The 17,019-nt window shown below is 73.6% G+C and carries 16 protein-coding genes; 12 read left to right on the plus strand and 4 right to left on the minus strand.

Features of this window, described 5'->3' with window-relative positions; translation table 11 throughout:
• The first annotated feature begins 3 nt into the window (after positions 1-3).
• Positions 4-1,002, plus strand: coding sequence for a MerR family transcriptional regulator (locus JK359_RS22075; protein WP_236678261.1), 999 nt, complete (start codon positions 4-6; stop codon positions 1,000-1,002).
• Between the two features lie 190 nt (positions 1,003-1,192).
• On the opposite strand, the gene JK359_RS22080 is transcribed toward JK359_RS22075, so the two are convergent.
• Positions 1,193-2,569: a cryptochrome/photolyase family protein gene (locus JK359_RS22080; protein ID WP_201838235.1), complete on the minus strand. Its 1,377-nt coding sequence runs from the start codon at positions 2,567-2,569 to the stop codon at positions 1,193-1,195.
• A gap of 165 nt (positions 2,570-2,734) precedes the next feature.
• On the opposite strand from JK359_RS22080, the gene JK359_RS22085 reads away from it, so the two are divergent.
• The 8 genes from JK359_RS22085 to JK359_RS22120 all read left to right on the plus strand — a co-directional run bounded on the left by JK359_RS22085 (position 2,735) and on the right by JK359_RS22120 (position 10,812).
• Positions 2,735-2,902, plus strand: a complete 168-nt coding sequence (locus JK359_RS22085) for a DUF8839 family protein (protein ID WP_201838237.1) — start codon at positions 2,735-2,737, stop codon at positions 2,900-2,902.
• Between the two features lie 220 nt (positions 2,903-3,122).
• On the plus strand, positions 3,123-3,659 hold the full coding sequence (locus tag JK359_RS22090; protein WP_201838239.1) for an HXXEE domain-containing protein: 537 nt from the start codon (positions 3,123-3,125) through the stop codon (positions 3,657-3,659).
• Positions 3,660-3,963: 304 nt separating this feature from the next.
• Positions 3,964-5,286, plus strand: a complete 1,323-nt coding sequence (locus JK359_RS22095) for an aldehyde dehydrogenase family protein (protein WP_201838241.1) — start codon at positions 3,964-3,966, stop codon at positions 5,284-5,286.
• A gap of 1,019 nt (positions 5,287-6,305) precedes the next feature.
• Positions 6,306-7,214, plus strand: coding sequence for an aldo/keto reductase (locus JK359_RS22100; RefSeq protein WP_201838243.1), 909 nt, complete (start codon positions 6,306-6,308; stop codon positions 7,212-7,214).
• Positions 7,215-7,534: 320 nt separating this feature from the next.
• Positions 7,535-7,915 (plus strand): BlaI/MecI/CopY family transcriptional regulator, encoded by a 381-nt coding sequence (locus JK359_RS22105; protein WP_201838245.1) that lies wholly within the window; start codon positions 7,535-7,537, stop codon positions 7,913-7,915.
• Positions 7,912-8,838, plus strand: coding sequence for a M48 family metalloprotease (locus JK359_RS22110; protein WP_201838253.1), 927 nt, complete (start codon positions 7,912-7,914; stop codon positions 8,836-8,838). The genes JK359_RS22105 and JK359_RS22110 overlap by 4 nt, the downstream gene beginning before the upstream one ends.
• 476 nt (positions 8,839-9,314) lie before the next feature.
• Positions 9,315-9,707: a VOC family protein gene (locus JK359_RS22115; RefSeq protein ID WP_201838255.1), complete on the plus strand. Its 393-nt coding sequence runs from the start codon at positions 9,315-9,317 to the stop codon at positions 9,705-9,707.
• A 34-nt stretch (positions 9,708-9,741) separates the two neighbouring features.
• The gene (locus JK359_RS22120) at positions 9,742-10,812 is read left to right on the plus strand and encodes an adenosine deaminase (protein WP_201838257.1); all 1,071 of its coding nucleotides are present in this window, start codon (positions 9,742-9,744) and stop codon (positions 10,810-10,812) included.
• Here the strand turns inward: JK359_RS22120 and JK359_RS22125 are convergent.
• Both JK359_RS22125 and JK359_RS22130 read right to left on the minus strand, forming a co-directional pair.
• Positions 10,794-11,309, minus strand: a complete 516-nt coding sequence (locus JK359_RS22125) for a mycothiol transferase (RefSeq protein ID WP_201838259.1) — start codon at positions 11,307-11,309, stop codon at positions 10,794-10,796. The two genes, JK359_RS22120 and JK359_RS22125, sit on opposite strands and share 19 nt — an antisense overlap.
• Positions 11,310-11,386: 77 nt before the next feature.
• Entirely contained in the window at positions 11,387-12,301 is a 915-nt protein-coding gene (locus JK359_RS22130) for a LysR family transcriptional regulator (protein WP_201838261.1), read from the minus strand.
• Positions 12,302-12,412: 111 nt separating this feature from the next.
• Between JK359_RS22130 and JK359_RS22135 the strand changes: the two genes are divergently transcribed.
• Complete coding sequence (locus tag JK359_RS22135; RefSeq protein WP_201838270.1) at positions 12,413-13,405, plus strand: aldo/keto reductase; 993 nt, start codon at positions 12,413-12,415, stop codon at positions 13,403-13,405.
• A 79-nt stretch (positions 13,406-13,484) separates the two neighbouring features.
• Here JK359_RS22135 and JK359_RS22140 read toward each other — a convergent pair whose 3' ends face one another.
• Complete coding sequence (locus JK359_RS22140; protein WP_201838272.1) at positions 13,485-13,868, minus strand: nuclear transport factor 2 family protein; 384 nt, start codon at positions 13,866-13,868, stop codon at positions 13,485-13,487.
• Between the two features lie 326 nt (positions 13,869-14,194).
• Here JK359_RS22140 and JK359_RS22145 point away from each other — a divergent pair, with 326 nt between their 5' ends.
• Positions 14,195-14,605: a hypothetical protein gene (locus tag JK359_RS22145; protein WP_201838274.1), complete on the plus strand. Its 411-nt coding sequence runs from the start codon at positions 14,195-14,197 to the stop codon at positions 14,603-14,605.
• 71 nt (positions 14,606-14,676) lie between these two features.
• The gene (locus tag JK359_RS22150) at positions 14,677-17,016 is read left to right on the plus strand and encodes an ABC transporter ATP-binding protein/permease (RefSeq protein WP_201838280.1); all 2,340 of its coding nucleotides are present in this window, start codon (positions 14,677-14,679) and stop codon (positions 17,014-17,016) included.
• Positions 17,017-17,019: the final 3 nt, after the last annotated feature.

Raw genomic sequence — 17,019 nt, forward strand, 5'->3', positions numbered from 1 at the left:
GCGCTGAGTGCGGAACCATGGACCGCCGAGCCGGCGTTGACGACCGGCGCGCTGGCCCGCCGGCTCGGAGTCTCGCCCACCACCCTCCGCTCCTGGGACCGCCGTTACGGCATCGGCCCCGCCGCGCGCACCGACGGCCGGCACCGGCGCTGGACGCCCGAGGACGTGACCGTCCTCGAGGCCATGTGCCGGCTGACCGCGTCCGGCGTCCCGCCCGCCGAGGCCGCCCGGACCGCGCGGCAGGAGCGGGCGTACCCGGCGTCCGTCCGGCGCCCGCCCGGCAGGACACCGGTGCCCGCCGCCCGGCCGGCCGGCACCGGTGCCGTGCTGTCCGCTGAGGCCCGGCAGGAGGGCCGGGGCCTGGCCCGTGCGGCCGTCCGGCTCGACGCCCCTGCCGTGGAGGAGCGGCTGGAGACCGCCATGGACCGGTACGGCCTCCTCACCGCCTGGCAGGAGGTGATGGTCCCGACCCTGCACGCCGTGGGCCGCAAGTGGGCCTCCTCGGGGGACCGGTACGTCGAGGTGGAGCACCTGCTGTCCTGGCACGTGTCCACCGCCCTGCGCCGCCACACGCGACGGCCCGTGGCCACGGCCGGGACCACGGGAGCAGGCCCCGTGCTCCTGGCCTGCGTCCCCGGCGAACAGCACACGCTCCCGCTGGAGGCGCTCAACGCCGCGCTGAGCCGACTCGGCGTCCCGGCACGGATGTTCGGCGCGGCGGTTCCGGCGGAAGCGCTCCTCGCCGCGGTACGGCGGCTGGGCCCCGCGGCCGTGGTGCTCTGGGCGCAGGCACGCTCCACCGCGAGCCTGCCGCTGGCCGAGCACGTGGCCGCCATGGAGTGGGGCGTCAAGGGTGCCCGGGCGCAGCCCCTGATGATGCTCGCCGGCCCCGGCTGGAGCGGCCGCCCCGCCCGCGGCATGCTCCGCCCGACCGCCCTGGAGGAGGCCGTCGGCACCCTCGCGGACGCCTATGGCGTCACGCCGCCCGGTACGCCCGCGTGACGAGGACAGCGGCCCGGACCCCGCTCGGCCGGGGGCCCGGTAGGTCCGCGTGAGGGGGGCAGGGGCCGGGACCCCGCTCGGCCGGGGGCCTGGTAGGTCCGCGTGAGGGGGGGGCAGGGGCTCGGATCCCGCTCGGCCGGGTCCCGGGGGCAGCGGCCCCAGGCGAGCCCGGTCGGGGGCCCCGGCCCGCTCATCCGCGGCTGCGGGCGCGTCTGAAGCGGGCCAGTCCGTCGGCGAGGTCGACGATCGGGTCCGGGTAGGCGCCTAGGGCGGCTCTGTCCGGGGCCGGCAGCTTCCACGGCTCGTGCACCGCCCCGCCCGCCACGCCCCGCAGTTCGGGCACCCAGCGGCGGACGTAGGCGCCGTCGGGGTCGTGCCGCCTGGCCTGGGTGACGGGGTTCAGGACACGGTTCGGGCGGGTGTCCGTTCCGGTGCCCGCGACCCACTGCCAGTTGAGCTGGTTGTCGGCCATGTCCCCGTCGACCAGGAGGTCCAGGAAGTGCCGTGCCCCGATGCGCCAGTCGACGTACAGCGTCTTGGCCAGGAAGCTCGCGGTGAGCAGGCGGGCCCGGTTGTGCATCCACCCCTCGTGGAGCAGCTGGCGCATCGCCGCGTCGACCACCGGATAGCCGGTACGGCCCTCGCGCCACGCCCGGATGTCGTCCCGGGCCGTCCGCTCCGACCGCCAACGGTCGTGCTTCGTACGGTAGTCGGTGGTGGCCGCACCGGGACGCGCCGCCAGCACCTGGTGGTGGAAGTCCCGCCAGGCGACCTGCCGTACGAACGCCTCCCCGCCCGGACCGGCCGCCCCGCGGGCCCGGTGGACCAGTTCCACGGGGGACAGGGTGCCGAAGTGCAGGTGCGGCGAGAGCCGGGAGGTCGCGTCCCCTGCGAGGTCGTCGTGCCGGTCCGCGTAGCCGGCGACACCGGAGCGGAGCCAGGCCGTGAGCCGCTTCCTGCCCATCGCCTCGCCGCCTTCGGCCAGCCCCGGCGAGAGGCCCGACAGCGCGGCGCGGGACGGCAGTTCCTCGGATCCGACACCTGCCGGGACACGGACGGAGCGGGGTGCCGCGAGGACGTCCCGCAGTCGCTGCCCCGACCACTGCCGGAAGTACGGCGTGAACACGGCGAAGTGGTCCGAGGAGGCCGGGGTCACCGCGCCGGGCGGCACCGCGGTGACCACCGAGTCGTGGACGTGCAGCCGCCGCCCCTCGGCCTCCAGAGCGCGCCGCAGCCGCCGCTCCCGGGCCTGGGCGTACGCGCTCACGCCGGCCGCCATGTGCACCTCGTCGGCGTCCGACTCCGCGGCCACCTTGCACACCGCCTCCACGACGTCGCCCGAACGCACCACCAGCCGTCCGCCGCGCTCGCGCAGCCCGGCGTCGAGGTCCCGCAGGCAGTCGGCGAGGAACGCCAGCCGGTTGGGCGCGGCGAAGCCGGCGGCGGCCACCCCCGGGTCGCGGACGAACAGCGGGACGACCTGACGGCGGCCGCTCAGTGCGGCTCGCAGGGGCGGGTGGTCGTACAGGCGCAGGTCGGCGGTGAACAGGACGACCGAGACGTACATGGCGCGGCTCCGGGGCGAGTGGTGCGGACATGGAGCACTTCGGGCCGGACCGGGTCCGCGGATGCGCCCGCTTCCGCACGTGGTGACATGTCCGCCGAGGTCCGGGGCAGGCGCAGCAGTACAGGATGTACGTTCCGTCCGAGCGAACCGGAGGTGTCCGCCGCCATGAGTGCGAAGGTGCTGGAGCGATTCCCCGCAGGTTCTCCGCGTGGCTCGTGGCCGGCGGAGGAGTACGCGGCGGCCCGGCGTGCCGAGGGGGAGCACGCCACCGTGGTGATGGACCTGAACTCGGACTCGTTCCTCGTCGTGCTCAGGGACCAGGGCGAGGACTGAAGCCCCCGGCACGGCGCGGCGCGGCGCTGCTGTCGCTGTCGGTGCCGTTGCTGTTGCTGTTGCCGCTGTCGCTGTCGCTGTCATTGCCACGGCCGACGGCGCGATGCCGGCCACCGCCCGCGCGACCGGCGAGGGACGGCGGCCTGTGGGCGGTCGCTCCCGGTCGGTGCCCGCCACCCGGTACTGAGCCCGTCAACTGCGTGCGGCAGACTATGAGTTCATGAAACGACGAGCACCGCAGGCAGACACCTCCGTCACTCTCGGGCTGCTGGCGGCCTGGGCCCTGCACGACACCGAGGAACTGGTGACCGTGCCGCGCTGGGTACGTACCCGGGTCCCGGAGCTGCGCAAGCGCTACCCCCAGGTGCCCGAGGGCGTGTGGCGGCAACTGGAGGCGGTGGACGGTCGCGAGTTCGCCACCGCCGTCGCGGCGATGGCCGTCGTGGTCGGGGTGGCCGCCGTCGACGGGTACCGGACGGGCGGACGGTCCGCCGTCTACCAGACGGCACTGAACGGCTTCGGCCTGCACGGTGTCGTGCACCTGGCCCAGGCGGCCGCGGCCCGCGGCTACACGCCGGGCTCCGTGACCAGCCCGCTGGTGGTCATCCCCTTCACCCTGTGGGCACGCGGCCGGCTGCGGCGCGCGGGGGTGCTGCGGCCCGCCCGGCCGCGTGACGTGGTCCAGGCGCTCGGTTTCGCAGGCGTCGCCGCGGTGGGCACGCACGCGCTGGCCCGCCGGGTGTTGAGCAGCCGCTGACCTGAGGTGCCGCGGCGGTCGCGTCGCGGCGGTCGTCGCGCCGGCCGTGCTCGCGTCGTCCGAGATCGAGCCGACTGTGCTCGAGACGAGTGTGCTCCAGCCGGCTGTGGTGCTCGAGCCGGCCGGGAGTGGGCCGGAGGGGCCTGGCCGCCGTGGCGTCGGTGCGGCCTCGGTAGCCCGTCGGCGTGACACTGGTCACCCGCGTCGGCCGACGGGATTTACTTGGGTACCTGAAAGGTTGGCGTTTACATCTGACTGACCTAGGCTCGGGCCGACCCGCCCGTGCTCCACCTGCGAGGCATCCGTGAACCACTCCACCCCCGAGCAGCCCGCCGACGTCGTGGCCCGGCTGCGGGCCACCTTCCGCAGCGGCCGCACCAAGCCCGTCGAATGGCGCACCGGCCAGCTGCGCCGGCTGCGCGCGATGCTCTCGGAACGCGGCGCGGACCTCGCCGCCGCCCTCCGTGCCGACCTCGGGAAGAGCAGCGCCGAGGCCCACCGCACCGAGATCGACTTCACCGTCCGCGAGATCGACCACACCCTGGAGCACCTCGCGGACTGGCTGCGTCCCGAGCCCGCGCCGGTCCCGCCCCACCTCGGCGCCGACGCCACGGCCTGGACCCAGTACGACCCGCTGGGCGTCGTCCTCGTCATCGCGCCCTGGAACTACCCGGCGCAGCTCCTGCTCGCCCCCATGGTCGGCGCGCTGGCCTCCGGCAACGCGGTCGTGGCCAAGCCGAGCGAACTGGCCCCCGCCACCTCGGCCGCGCTGGCCGAACTGATCCCCGCCTACCTCGACAGGGACGCGGTCGCCGTCGTCGAGGGCGGCGTCCCGGAGACCACGGCCCTGCTGGCCGAGCGCTTCGACCACATCTTCTACACCGGCAACGGCACCGTCGGCCGCATCGTCATGCGTGCCGCCGCCGAGCACCTCACCCCGGTCACCCTCGAACTGGGCGGCAAGTCCCCGGTGTTCGTGGACCGCGGCACCGACCTGGACGTGGTCGCCGACCGGCTGGCCCGCGGAAAGTTCCTCAACGCCGGCCAGACCTGTGTCGCACCCGACTACGTCCTGACCGACCCGGAGACTGCCCCGGGTCTGGAGGCCGCACTGGTCCGCGCGGTCGGGGGACTGTTCGGCCCGGACCCGGCGCGCTCGCCGGAGTACGGCCGGATCGTCAACGAACGGCACTTCGAACGGCTCTCCGGGCTGCTCGGCTCCGGCCGCGTCGCGGTGGGCGGCGACGGCGACCGGACGGCCAAGTACCTCCCGCCCACCGTCCTCGCGGACGTCGAACCGGACGCCCCCGTCATGCAGGAGGAGATCTTCGGACCGATCCTGCCGATCGTGACCGTGGCCGGCCTCGACGAGGCCATCGCGTTCATCAACGACCGCGACAAGCCGCTCGCCCTCTACGTTTTCAGCGAGTCCGACGAGACGCGCGAGCGCATCGCCGACGAGACCTCCTCCGGAGGGCTCGGCCACGGTCTGCCCCTCGCCCATCTCACCGTCTCCGACCTGCCGTTCGGCGGGGTGGGGGAGAGCGGCATGGGCAGCTACCACGGCCGCTATTCCCTGGAGACGTTCAGCCACCGCAAGGCGGTCCTGGCCAAGCCGCTGAGCTGACCAGCCCCGGTGACTCGGGCCCGCACCGGTGGCCCGGGCCCGCACCGGTGGCCCGCGCCTGCACCGGTGGCCCGGGTCTGCCCCGGCCACCCGGGCCCGGCCGTCACGTGCGGCCGGGCCCCTACTTCGCCGATCCGGAGCCCCTTCTACTTCGCCGAACCGGAGCCCCTTACGGCTCACTCGAAGTCCCAATTCGACTCGAACCGGAGCCTGTCCCGGGCCCGATCCGGAGCCCCTTCCGGTCGTGTCCGTCCTCGGCACCTGGGAGCATTTCGCCTCGCTGAGCGAAGTGACCGCGCAGGAAGTGAAGACAGCGGCCGTCAACTATTCGGTGTTCACTTCGCTGCCTTCGCTGTTTCGAGCCTGCGCCGCGAACGTCGGATCTTCCGCGACCCAGCCAGAAATGTGCACCTCACCACCCCGGTGAGAGTCCCCCGGCCGATCCCGATAGACACCACGAACCCGCGTGCCCGTTCGGCCGGCACGTCCCAACGACCGCTGATCTGGCTCAAGACAGCTCCGAGGTCCCGCGAGCCTGCTGGTCTGTGGCGGCTCGTATCTGAAGGCGCCATCTCACATGGACGCCCGTCTCGCCGGGGGCTTCCGGCCCATCCGGCACCCGCGCGCGCTCAACCTCAGTGAAGTCCAAGCGGCGGGCGACGGCACCACTCGCGGCATTGGCCTCGCAGCGCGGAGCACATCAGCAGGCTGTCCCATGACCAGGATGCTGCCTCAGCCTCGCCAGACCGACTACGCGATTACCGGCACCCAACCCACGGCCATCTCAGTGCTGGACACCTACCCCACCAGCAGGTTCCCGCCGTTTCCACCGCCAGATTCTGCGAACCCGCTGGTTTCGGACCGTCCGTAGCGTCAAACTCCCCGGATGCGCGGCAACACCCCGGCACAGCTGCGGAGTCGGGGCCTCGCCCACCGACAGTCCGCCCCGATGCCGGGGTCTCGGCTGGCGCGGGCCCGTACGGCCGGTACAGGCGCGTCCGGTGTGCGAGACTCCGCCGATGACCGTAGAACAGCTGATCACCGCCGACGCCTCCGGCACCTGGAAACTCGGGGACCTGCCCGTCCACCGCATCGGCTTCGGCGCGATGCGGCTGACGGGCAGCGCCGCCTTCCACCACGGCACACCGAGCGAGCGGGAACGGTCGCTCGCCGTCCTGCGCAGGGCCGTGGAGCTGGGTGTGAACCACATCGACACGGCGGCCTTCTACTTCTCGTCGCTGCGTTCCGCCAACGAACTCATCAACACCGCGCTGTCCCCGTACCCCGACGACCTGGTCATCGCCACCAAAGTGGGCCCCTTCCGCGACTACCACGGCGAGTGGGGCACCGCCGCCCGGCCCGACCAGCTGCGCGGACACGTCGAGGAGAACCTGCGCCAGCTCGGGCGGGACCATCTCGACGTCGTCTATCTCCGCCGCATGAGCCAGGACTCGATCGCCGAACACTTCGGCGCGCTCGCCGAGTTGCGCGAGGCGGGGCTCATCCGGCACCTCGGCATCTCCGCCGTCCAGCCCAGGCACCTCGCCGAGGCGCTGGACATCGCACCGGTGGTGTCCGTGCAGAACCGGTACGCGGTGGACCGCATCGATCCCGTCGATGACGAGATGCTGCGGCTGTGCGGCGTACACGGAATCGCCTTCGTCCCCTTCTACGCCGTGGCCGGCGCCGCCGGCGAGCAGGGTGCCACGACCGCTCACGACGACGCGGTGCTCTCCGTCGCCCGGGCCCACGGCGTGAGCCCCGCGCAGGTCCGCATCGCCTGGACGCTGCACCAGGGCCCGCACGTCCTCGCCATCCCCGGCACCGGCAACCCCGGCCACCTGGCCGAGAACGTCGCCGCCGGCGCGCTGCGGCTCACCGACGCGGAGCTGGCGCTGCTCGGTGCGGGCCGCGGCCCGGCACGCTGACCGCCGGACGATCCGCACACCGTCCGCAACGGCAGGAGACACGGCGGTTCCCGCGCGTCACCGGCCGTCACCCCGAGGCGAGGCCCGCGGGAGCGCGGCCGTGGCGGTGCCCGGCAACCCTGTGGCGAGGTCGGCCGGGTGCGCGGCCGTGGCGGTACCCGGTAACCCTGTTGCGGGGTCGGCCGGGTGCGCGGCCGTGGCGGTGCCCGGTAACCCTGTTGCGGGGTCGGCCGGGTGCGCGGCCGTGGCCGGTACCCGGCTGACTACGATGGTGTAGACGACCTTCCGGACCGTGCAGGAAGACGGGTGAGGAACGCCCCATGACCGACGCCAAGGACGAGCGCCGGCCCGCCGGTGAACTCGAGGCGAGCGTCCTCGCCGCGCTCTGGGCCGCCGGCACCTCCCAGACGCCTGGCCAGGTGCAGCTGAGCCTCGGCCGGCACCTCGCCCGCACCACGGTGACGACGATCCTCAGCCGGCTGCACGACAAGGGCGTGGTCGACCGCCGGCGCGAGGGCCGCGGCTACGCCTACTTCCCCGTCCGGGACGTGCCGGACACCCACGGCCTCACCGCGCGCCGGATGCACAGCGAACTGGACCGGGACAGCGACCGGGAGACCGTGCTCGCCCGCTTCGTCGCCCAGCTCAGCCCCGACGACGAACGAATCCTGCGGGGCCTGCTGGAACCGGGCGATCGATGACGGTCCTGCTCCTGCTGCCCCTGCTGCTGCCCTGCGCGCTCCCGGCCCTCGCCCGCCGTGCCCTGGACCGGCTGACCCCGGCCGTGGCGCTGTGGGCCGTCGCCGGCTGCGCGGTGCTCCTCGCCGGCTGCTCGGTGCTGGCACTCGGGGTGTCCGTCCTGACCGGGCTGTTGAAGCTGCCGCTCTTCGCCGCGCTCGGTGAACTGGTCCTTCCGCTGCGGACCGCCTCGGCCGTCTTCGTCGTCCCGGCCGCCGCGGCCTCGGCCGGCGCACTCGCCGTGTGCGGCTGGGCCCTCGTCCGCTCGGCCCGGCACCAGACCCGCGCCTTCCGTGCGGCCCGCGCGGAAGCCCGGGGCGCGACCGCCGCCGGAGACGTGTGCGTGGTGGACTCGCCCCGCGCCGACGCCTACGCCCTGCCCGGCCGTCCGCACCGCGTCGTCGTCACCACGGCGATGCTCCGCACCCTGGACGGCCCCGAGCGGGAGGCCCTGTTCGCCCACGAGCGGGCACACCTCCAGGGCGGCCACCACTACTTCCTCGCCGCCGCGGAACTCGCCGCGCACTGCCACCCCGCGCTGCGTGCGGTCCGGGGCACGATCCGGCTCGCCGCCGAGCGTGCCGCCGACGAGGCCGCCGCCGCCTCGGTCGGGGACCGGCGCACGACCGCCCGGGCCGTCGCCCGCGCGGCCCTCGCTGCCCAGGCCGCCCGTTCCGCACGCCCGGGCGTCGCCCCCGGCGCGGCAGGCGGACCCGTCCCGCAGCGGGTCCAGGCCCTGCTGGCCGCTCCGCGCGCCCCCCGCGCCGGCCGCGCGATCGCCACGCTCCTCGTCGCCTGCACCGCCCTGTCCTGCATCGCCTCGGCCACTGCCGCGGCCGACGTCCACCACCGAGTGGAGGTCGCACAGGGCGACGAGAATCCCTGACCCCGGCCCCGGCGCCGCCGGCCGCGCCGTGATTCCCCGAGACGGGGAGACGGCTTCCCGTCACCGCCCCTGCCGCCCGCCGCCCGTGCCGCCCGCCGGCCGTGTCGCCCGCCACCCGTGCCGCCCGCCGTCTGCCGCCCGTGCCGTTTGCCGCCCGCCGCCTGCGTCCGCTGCCCGTGCCGTTTGCCGCCCGTGTTCGTCCGCCGCCTCCGTCCCCTGCCTACGTCCGCCGCCGCCTGCGCCCGCCGCGCGCCGCCCGTGCCGCCCGCCGCCCCCGTTCTCCGCCCCCCTTCTCCCGCTCTCCGCCCGCCGTCCTCGGCCCTCCGCCCTCCCGTCCCGGAGGCGGTTGAAGAGGCTGCAGGATTCCCCGCACCGGCCGCTTTATGACGCGCGTAGATCCGCGGGGGCCAAGGACTGGCGCGCACCGGGTTTTACGTATAACCTCACCGGCTAACCACTCCCACCGGAAGGTCACGATGCGCCGCCTGGCCCTGGTCACCCTCGTCGTCGACGACTACGACGAGGCCGTCCGCTTCTACACCGAGGCCCTCGGGTTCCGTCTCGCCGAGGACGCCCACCGGCCCGACGGCTCGCGCTGGGTTGTCGTGGAGCCCGGCGGCGACGGCCCCGGCACCGGCCTGCTCCTGGCCCGCGCCAAGGGCGAGGGTCAGCGCGCCCGGGTCGGCGACCAGACCGGAGGCCGCGTCGGCTTCTTCCTGCACACCGACGACTTCGCCCGCGACCACGCCCGGATGACGGCGGCCGGCGTGACCTTCCTGGAAGAGCCGCGCCACGAGCCGTACGGCACGGTCGCCGTCTTCCAGGACCTCTACGGCAACCGCTGGGACCTGCTCCAGCCCGCCGCCTGATCACCCAGAACCACCTGCCGAGGAAACCCCCGCCATGACTGCTACGCGCGTAGACGCCGATGTGATCCGCCGCCTCCCCAAGGCCGTCCTGCACGACCACCTCGACGGCGGCCTGCGCCCCGCCACCGTGGTCGAACTCGCCGCCACGGTCGGCCACACCCTGCCCACCACCGACCCCGACGAGCTGGCCGCCTGGTACTACGAGGCCGCCAACTCCGGCGACCTGGTCCGCTACATCGCCACCTTCGAGCACACCCTCGCCGTCATGCAGAACCGGGAGGGCCTGCTGCGCGTCGCCGAGGAGTACGTCCTGGACCTCGCCGCCGACGGTGTCGTCTACGCCGAGGTGCGCTACGCCCCCGAGCTGAACACGCAGGGCGGGCTGACGCTCAGCGAGGTCGTGGAGACCGTGCAGGAGGGCCTGGCCGTCGGCATGGCCAAGGCCGCGGCGGCCGGCACCCCGGTCCGCGTCGGCACCCTGCTGTGCGGGATGCGGATGTTCGACCGGGTCCGCGAGGCCGCCGAGCTGGCCGTCACCTACCGGGACGCCGGCGTCGTCGGCTTCGACATCGCCGGTGCCGAGGACGGCTTCCCGCCCGCCGACCACCTCGAGGCCTTCGAGCACCTGCGCCGCGAGAGCGTGCCGTTCACCATCCACGCCGGCGAGGCCCACGGCCTGCCCAGCATCCACCAGGCCCTCCAGGTGTGCGGCGCCCAGCGCATCGGCCACGGCGTGCGCCTGACCGAGGACATCGTGGACGGCAAGCTCGGCCGCCTCGCCTCCTGGGTGCGCGACCGCCGTATCGCGCTGGAGATGTGCCCCACCTCCAACCTCCAGACCGGCTGCGCCACCTCGATCGCCGAGCACCCGATCACCGCGCTGAAGGACCTGGGCTTCCGGGTCACCCTGAACACCGACAACCGTCTGGTGTCGGGCACCACGATGACCCGCGAGATGTCCCTGCTGGTCGAGGAGGCGGGCTGGACGGTCGAGGACCTGCGCACCGTCACGGTGAACGCCCTCAAGAGCGCGTTCATCCCGTTCGACGAGCGCAACGCCCTCATCGAGGACGTGGTCCTGCCGCGTTACGCCGCCGCGCTCTGAACCAGCCCCCTCAGGTAGGCGGCCTGTCCGACGTGCTGAAGGTCGTCGGACAGGACGCTCACCAGGCGCACCCCGAGGGTGACCGCGGGGTCCCAGCGTTCGTCCACGACGCGTTCGAGATCCTTGGCGGCCAGCGAGCGCAGCGCGCCGAGGGTCTGTTCGTGGACGGCGTCGTAGTAGCCGGCCAGCATGCCGGCCGACTCGACCCGCACCTTCGCGACCTTGGCGGGGCTGTGCCCGTAGCCGGTGTCGTGCCGGGGCAGATCGAGGCCGAAACGCTTCTCCCAGCCCTGCGAGAGCCACACCTGGTCGAGGTCGAAGGCATCGGCGAGGTGGTCGTCCTGCACCCGGGTCAGGTGCCAGACCAGCCAGGCGATGGAGTTGGCGCCCGGGGCGGGCCGGTGGTGCAGCTCCTCCGGGCCGAGGCCGTCGAGGGCGGCATGGACTTCTTCCTGGATACGGCCGTAGCCGTCGATGAGGACGTCCTTGGCATGCATACCGTCCACCATCGCAAATCACCGCCGCTCACGCGCCCGGAATCCGGCCTCCGCGCAGGCGGCCCGGCCGACGGGAATCAGGCGGGCCCGGCCCCGTCCCGGGGTGGTGCCAGACCCTCCGTCTCGAGGAGGGTGACCAGCGCGCGGGCGGCGGGACTCGTGGCCCGCTCCGGCGGCAGCAGGGCGACGGTCTCGTACGCGGCCTCGACCGTGCCCTTCAGCGGGAGCGCGGTGAGCGAGGGCCGCTTGTGCCGGAAGTGCCGGGGCACGACGGCGACTCCGAGGTTCTCGTCCACCAGGTCCAGCAGGCTGTGCACGTCGTTGACCTCCAGCGCGACCGTGCGCCGGACCCCGGCCGCGGCGAACGCGGCGTCCGTGGTGCGCCGCGGGCCCCAGTCGGGGTGGAAGTCGACGAAGACCTCGCCCGCGAGGTCGTCCGGGCCGAGCACGGACCCGGCCGCGGCGAGGCGGTGGCCGGGGTGGCACAGCACCGTCATCGGCTCGCTGGTCAGTGCCACCGAGCGCAGCTGGTCGGTGTCGGCCTGGGTGCGGTAGGCGAAGGCCAGGTCGAGCCGCCCGGCCGCGACCTCCTCGGCCAGCGCACCCGAGCCGGCCTGCCGCAGCCGGATCTCCACGTCCGGGTGCCGTCCCCGGAAGGCCGCCAGCAGCGGGGCCACGTGCACCCCGGCGATGCACTGCTCCGTGCCGAGCGCCAGCGTGCCGCGCAGCACACCCTGCACCGCCGCCACGGCCTCGTGCGCCGTACGCACCTGCGCCAGGATCCGTTCGGCCTCCACCAGCAGCGCGCGCCCCGCCTCCGTCAGCGTCACCCGCCGGGTGGTGCGCACGAACAGGGGCGCCCGCAGCTCCCGTTCCAGCGCCCTGATGGACGCCGACAGACCGGACTGGGAGACCATCAGGCGTTCGGCGGCCCGGGTGAAGTGCTGGTCCTCGGCGACGGCGACGAAGTGCTGGAGATGGCGCAGTTCCATGATTGAGCAGCCTAACCGCTGAATCCCATCGGATTCTCCTGTTGGACCGCTGCACTCCGGCCGGGGAAGAGTGGGCGCGGAAGATCGTGTGCCAACCCCTCTGGAGTCGCGTTGTACACCGCACACCCCGACCGATACGCGGAGATGCCCTACCGGCGCGCGGGCCGCAGCGGCCTGATGCTGCCCGCGATCTCGCTCGGCCTGTGGCACAACTTCGGTCCCGGCCGGCCGGCCGGGACCCAGCGTGCCATCCTGCGCCGGGCCTTCGACCTCGGAGTGACCCACTTCGACCTCGCGAACAACTACGGCCCGCCGCCCGGTGCCGCCGAGTCCGCCCTCGGCGAGGCGCTGAAGGCGGACTTCGCCCGGTACCGGGACGAGCTGGTGATCTCCACCAAGGCCGGCTATCTGATGTGGCCCGGCCCGTACGGCGAGTGGGGCTCGCGCAAGTACCTGCTGTCCTCGCTCGACCAGAGCCTGCAGCGGATGGGCCTGGACCACGTCGACGTCTTCTACTCGCACCGCTTCGACCCGGACACTCCGCTGGAGGAGACGATGGGCGCGCTGCACTCGGCGGTCCAGCAGGGCAAGGCCCTCTACGTCGGCGTCTCCAACTACTCCGCCGAACAGACCCGCGAGGCCGCCCGCATCCTCGCCGGCCTCGGCACCCCGCTCCTCGTCCACCAGCCGCGCTACTCGATGCTCGACCGGCGCCCGGAGGAGGAAGGCCTGCTGGACGCCCTGGACGAACTCCGGACCGGCTCCGTCGTGTACTCCCCGCTGGAGCAGGGCCTGCTCACCGGCCGCTACCTCGACGGCATCCCCGAGGACTCACGGGCCGCGAGCGACAGCCCGTTCCTCGACTCGGACGCGGTCACCGGGGAACTGGTGGGCAGGCTGCGTGCCCTGGACGAGATCGCCGCGTCCCGCGGCCAGACCCTGGCCCAGCTCGCCCTGGCCTGGGTGCTGCGCGGCGGCAGGGTCACCTCCGCCCTGGTCGGGGCGAGCAGCGCACGCCAGATCGAGGACAGCGTCGCGGCCACCCGCAACCTCGACTTCGAGGACGGGGAACTGGCCCGGATCGACGCGATCGTGAAGGGCTGAGCGGTGTCTCCTCCGCTCGCGGTGGTCGTCGGCGGGGAGGACCGCCGGGAGCGGAGGAACCCATCTCGGACGCCGGCGCTCAGGCTCCGGCGGGCACCCGGTCGAGGAAGCCGAGCACCGAGCGGATGCGGCCGTCCTCATCCAGCGTGATCACGTCGAAGCCGGCGACCGGGGCGGAGCCGTCGGCCTCACTCACCAGCTCCCAGGAGAAGCGGGCCGTGTCATGGTGGCCGTCGACGGAACCGCCGGGCCGGAAGACGAAGCCGGGGAACTGCTCGTGCGCAGCCGCTATCACGGCCGCGATCCCCTCGTGCCCGCTGACGTCGACGAGCGGGTCGGTGTAACCGCCGTCCTCGGACCAGGCGGCGGCCACGGCCTTGGCCAGCTCCTCCGGTCCGCCCGCGTTCCAGGCGTCGAAGTAACGGGCGACGGCGGTCTCGTAACGGTCGGTGTTCGCGGACATGGGCGATCAGCCTCCATCGAGGTGTCATCACTGGTCAGGACCCGGGTCCCGGTTGCGGTGACCCGGTACGACAACCATGCCCGCGGCGCCCGGAGCCGTCGATTACCCCTCGGGTAAGGGCGAGAGTCATCCGATTCCGGCCAACGGCCGCCCCGAATATGCCAAGAGACTGGCCGGAAAGACATGGTGACAGTGATTCAGCAGTGAACATACTCGACGGGTGAGGGCCTTCACTTCCCGCGAGGTTCCGATCACGCACCGCACATGAGGCGCACCGGGAGCGAGGCCACGGCCGACAGGCGAACGACGCATCGGGGGAGGTGCACATGCACGACGAATTCCTGTGCCATGTCACCGCTTACGGCACCTGCGACGGACAGCGCATCGGGGTGCCCCTGGGCACCTACCGGGCGCCCACCCTGGCCCTCGCCCTGTGGTGGCTGCGCGACCGCGCGACCTGGATCGCCGACCGCCTCGACCCGCAGCCCGAGGCCGGGCACCTCCCGCCCGGGTCCCTCGTCCCGGTCCCGGACACCGTGCCCGACGTGCCGGCCCTCCTGCGGGCCTGGTGCGGCGACCCGGCCCGGCAGGAGCTGATCGCCGAGGAGCTGGCCGCGGGCCGGCTGGTGCGGATCGCGACCGGCGACGACACCACCGAGTACGAGCTGCTCGCCGAGTCCGTCGACGCCCTGCGGATGCAGCGCACCCTCCCGGCGCTCGTCCTGCCCGTCGCCTGACACGTGTCCACGACCCGGTCCCGCCCGGACCGAAGGGGCGCACAGGTGAGCGAATCGGTAGAATTCTGACCATGGCGGACCGGCCGGGCGCGCCGACACCGCCCGTACTTGTCCTGGAGACCGACTCCGGCTCCACGGTGATGAGCCCGGGCCATGACTACCACGTCGGACGCGACCCGTTGAGCGACATCGTCCTCGACGATGCCCGGGTCTCGTGGCACCACGCGGTGCTGCGCTGCGACCAGGACCGCTGGACCCTCGCGGACCAGCACAGCACCAACGGCACCTACGCCGACGGCCACCGGGTCCGCGAGTACGGACTGCGGCCCGGAAGCGTGATCCGGTTCGGCAATCCCGCCGACGGCCCCCGAGCCGTCCTCGCGGACCCGCCGCAACCGGCCCCGGACCGCCCCTTCGCGGTGTCCCTGCCCGAGCTGACCGGCACCTTCCGCGCACCCACCACCGTCCGCCCGCTGCCCGAGCGGACCGTCCGCATCGGCCGGGCACCCGACAACGACCTCGTCGTGGACGACCTCGTCGTCTCCCGCCGGCACGCCGAACTGCGCTCCCGCACGGAGGGCGGGTACGAGATCGCCGACCTCGGCAGTCACAACGGCACCTATCTCAACGGCCGGCCCGTCACCTGCGCCCCCGTCGGCCCCGGCGACATCATCGGCATCGGACACTCCGCGTTCTGCCTGGTCGGCGACCAGCTCCAGGAGTACGTCGACACCGGAGAGGTCTCCCTCGACGTCCAGGACCTCACCGTCGCCGTCGACCGCGGCCGCAAGGTCCTGCTGGACCACGTGTCCTTCCCGGTGGGCGAGAAGTGCCTGCTCGCGGTCGTCGGACCGAGCGGCTCGGGCAAGTCCACGCTGCTGCGCGCCCTGACCGGACAGCGGCCCGCCGACCGCGGCACCGTCCTGTACGACGGCCGCGACCTGTACCGCGCCTACGCCGAACTGCGCCAGCGCATCGGCCTGGTCCCGCAGGACGACATCCTGCACCCCCAGCTCACCGTCCGCGCCGCCCTCACCTACGCCGCCGAACTGCGCTTCCCCGAGGACACCGCCCGCTCCGAGCGGCGCGCCCGCGTGGACGAGGTCATCCGGGAACTGGGGCTGGAGCAGCGCGCCGGGCAGCCCGTGCACAGCCTCTCCGGGGGGCAGCGCAAGCGGGTCAGCGTGGCCCTGGAACTGCTCACCAAACCCTCGCTGCTCTTCCTGGACGAGCCGACCTCCGGCCTGGACCCCGGGATGGACCGGTCGGTGATGCACATGCTGCGCGGACTCGCCGACGACGGCCGCACCGTCATCGTGGTCACCCACAGCGTTCTCAGCCTGGCCATCTGCGACCGGCTCCTCGTGCTGGCCCCGGGCGGCAAGGTCGCCTACTACGGCCCCCCCGACGACGCCCTCGCCTTCTTCGGCTTCGACCAGTGGCCCGAGGCCTTCGAGGCCTTCGACCGCGACCCGGACCGGGACTGGGCGGGGGAGTACCGCGAGTCGCCGTTCCACCGCAGCTACGTCACCGAGGCCACCACCCAGCCCCGCCGCCCCGAACCGGCCCCCCTCCCCGCGGCGCCGCCACCGCGCCCGCGCAGCCGGGGCGCGCAGCTCGGCACCCTGGTCCGCCGCTACGCGGCCGTCCTCGGCGCGGACCGCACCTTCCTGATCACCATGATCGTGCTCCCCTTCGTCATGGGCGCCATGGCCCGAGCCCTGGGCAGCGGCGGACTCGACCGGGAGAACGTCATCAACGTGCTGCTCATCCTGTGTGTCGGCGCGGTGCTCACCGGGGCCGCCAACGCGGTGCGCGAACTGGTCAAGGAACGCGTGATCTACCAACGCGAACGCGCCGTGGGCCTGCCCCGGTCCGCCTACCTGGTGTCCAAGGTGGTGGTGCTCGGCACGATCACCGTCGCGCAGGCCGTCGTCCTCACCCTCGTCGCCCTGGCCGGGATCGACCTGAACGCCCCCGGCGGCCGGGGCGTCCTGCTGCCACCGCTCACCGAGATCACGGTGGCCGTCGCCCTGCTGGCCTTCAGCTCGATGATGCTCGGCCTGCTGGTCTCCGCGCTGGTGAGCAAGGAGGAGGTGACGATGCCGCTGCTGGTGCTGGTCGCCATCGTCCAGGTCGTCTTCTGCGGCGCCCTGCTCCACGTGAACGGCACCCCCGGTCTCGCCCAGCTGTCCTGGCTCGTGCCCTCCCGCTGGGCGTTCGCCGCCATGGCCGGCACCGTGGGGCTGGACGGCATGGTGCCTGGCGAGACGACCGACGATCCCCTGTTCCGGCACACGACGGGCGTCTGGCTGCTGGACGTGGCCATGCTGCTGGTGCTCTCCGCGCTCTTCGGGCTCGCGGTCGCCCGGCTGCTGCGCCGGCACGAGCCGGCCGTGATGCGGAAGTAGGCA

Source organism: Streptomyces actinomycinicus, assembly GCF_016741775.1.
Classification (GTDB): Bacteria; Actinomycetota; Actinomycetes; order Streptomycetales; family Streptomycetaceae; genus Streptomyces; species Streptomyces actinomycinicus.

Coding starts and splice junctions, on each gene's coding strand:
- JK359_RS22110 (WP_201838253.1), top strand. CDS start 7,912: ATGACGGTCCTGCTCCTGCTGCCCCTGCTGCTGCCCTGCGCGCTCCCG.
- JK359_RS22090 (WP_201838239.1), top strand. CDS start 3,123: ATGAAACGACGAGCACCGCAGGCAGACACCTCCGTCACTCTCGGGCTG.
- JK359_RS22150 (WP_201838280.1), top strand. CDS start 14,677: ATGGCGGACCGGCCGGGCGCGCCGACACCGCCCGTACTTGTCCTGGAG.
- JK359_RS22140 (WP_201838272.1), bottom strand. CDS start 13,868: ATGTCCGCGAACACCGACCGTTACGAGACCGCCGTCGCCCGTTACTTC.
- JK359_RS22130 (WP_201838261.1), bottom strand. CDS start 12,301: ATGGAACTGCGCCATCTCCAGCACTTCGTCGCCGTCGCCGAGGACCAG.
- JK359_RS22145 (WP_201838274.1), top strand. CDS start 14,195: ATGCACGACGAATTCCTGTGCCATGTCACCGCTTACGGCACCTGCGAC.
- JK359_RS22105 (WP_201838245.1), top strand. CDS start 7,535: ATGACCGACGCCAAGGACGAGCGCCGGCCCGCCGGTGAACTCGAGGCG.
- JK359_RS22100 (WP_201838243.1), top strand. CDS start 6,306: ATGACCGTAGAACAGCTGATCACCGCCGACGCCTCCGGCACCTGGAAA.
- JK359_RS22125 (WP_201838259.1), bottom strand. CDS start 11,309: ATGCATGCCAAGGACGTCCTCATCGACGGCTACGGCCGTATCCAGGAA.
- JK359_RS22085 (WP_201838237.1), top strand. CDS start 2,735: ATGAGTGCGAAGGTGCTGGAGCGATTCCCCGCAGGTTCTCCGCGTGGC.
- JK359_RS22120 (WP_201838257.1), top strand. CDS start 9,742: ATGACTGCTACGCGCGTAGACGCCGATGTGATCCGCCGCCTCCCCAAG.
- JK359_RS22115 (WP_201838255.1), top strand. CDS start 9,315: ATGCGCCGCCTGGCCCTGGTCACCCTCGTCGTCGACGACTACGACGAG.
- JK359_RS22080 (WP_201838235.1), bottom strand. CDS start 2,569: ATGTACGTCTCGGTCGTCCTGTTCACCGCCGACCTGCGCCTGTACGAC.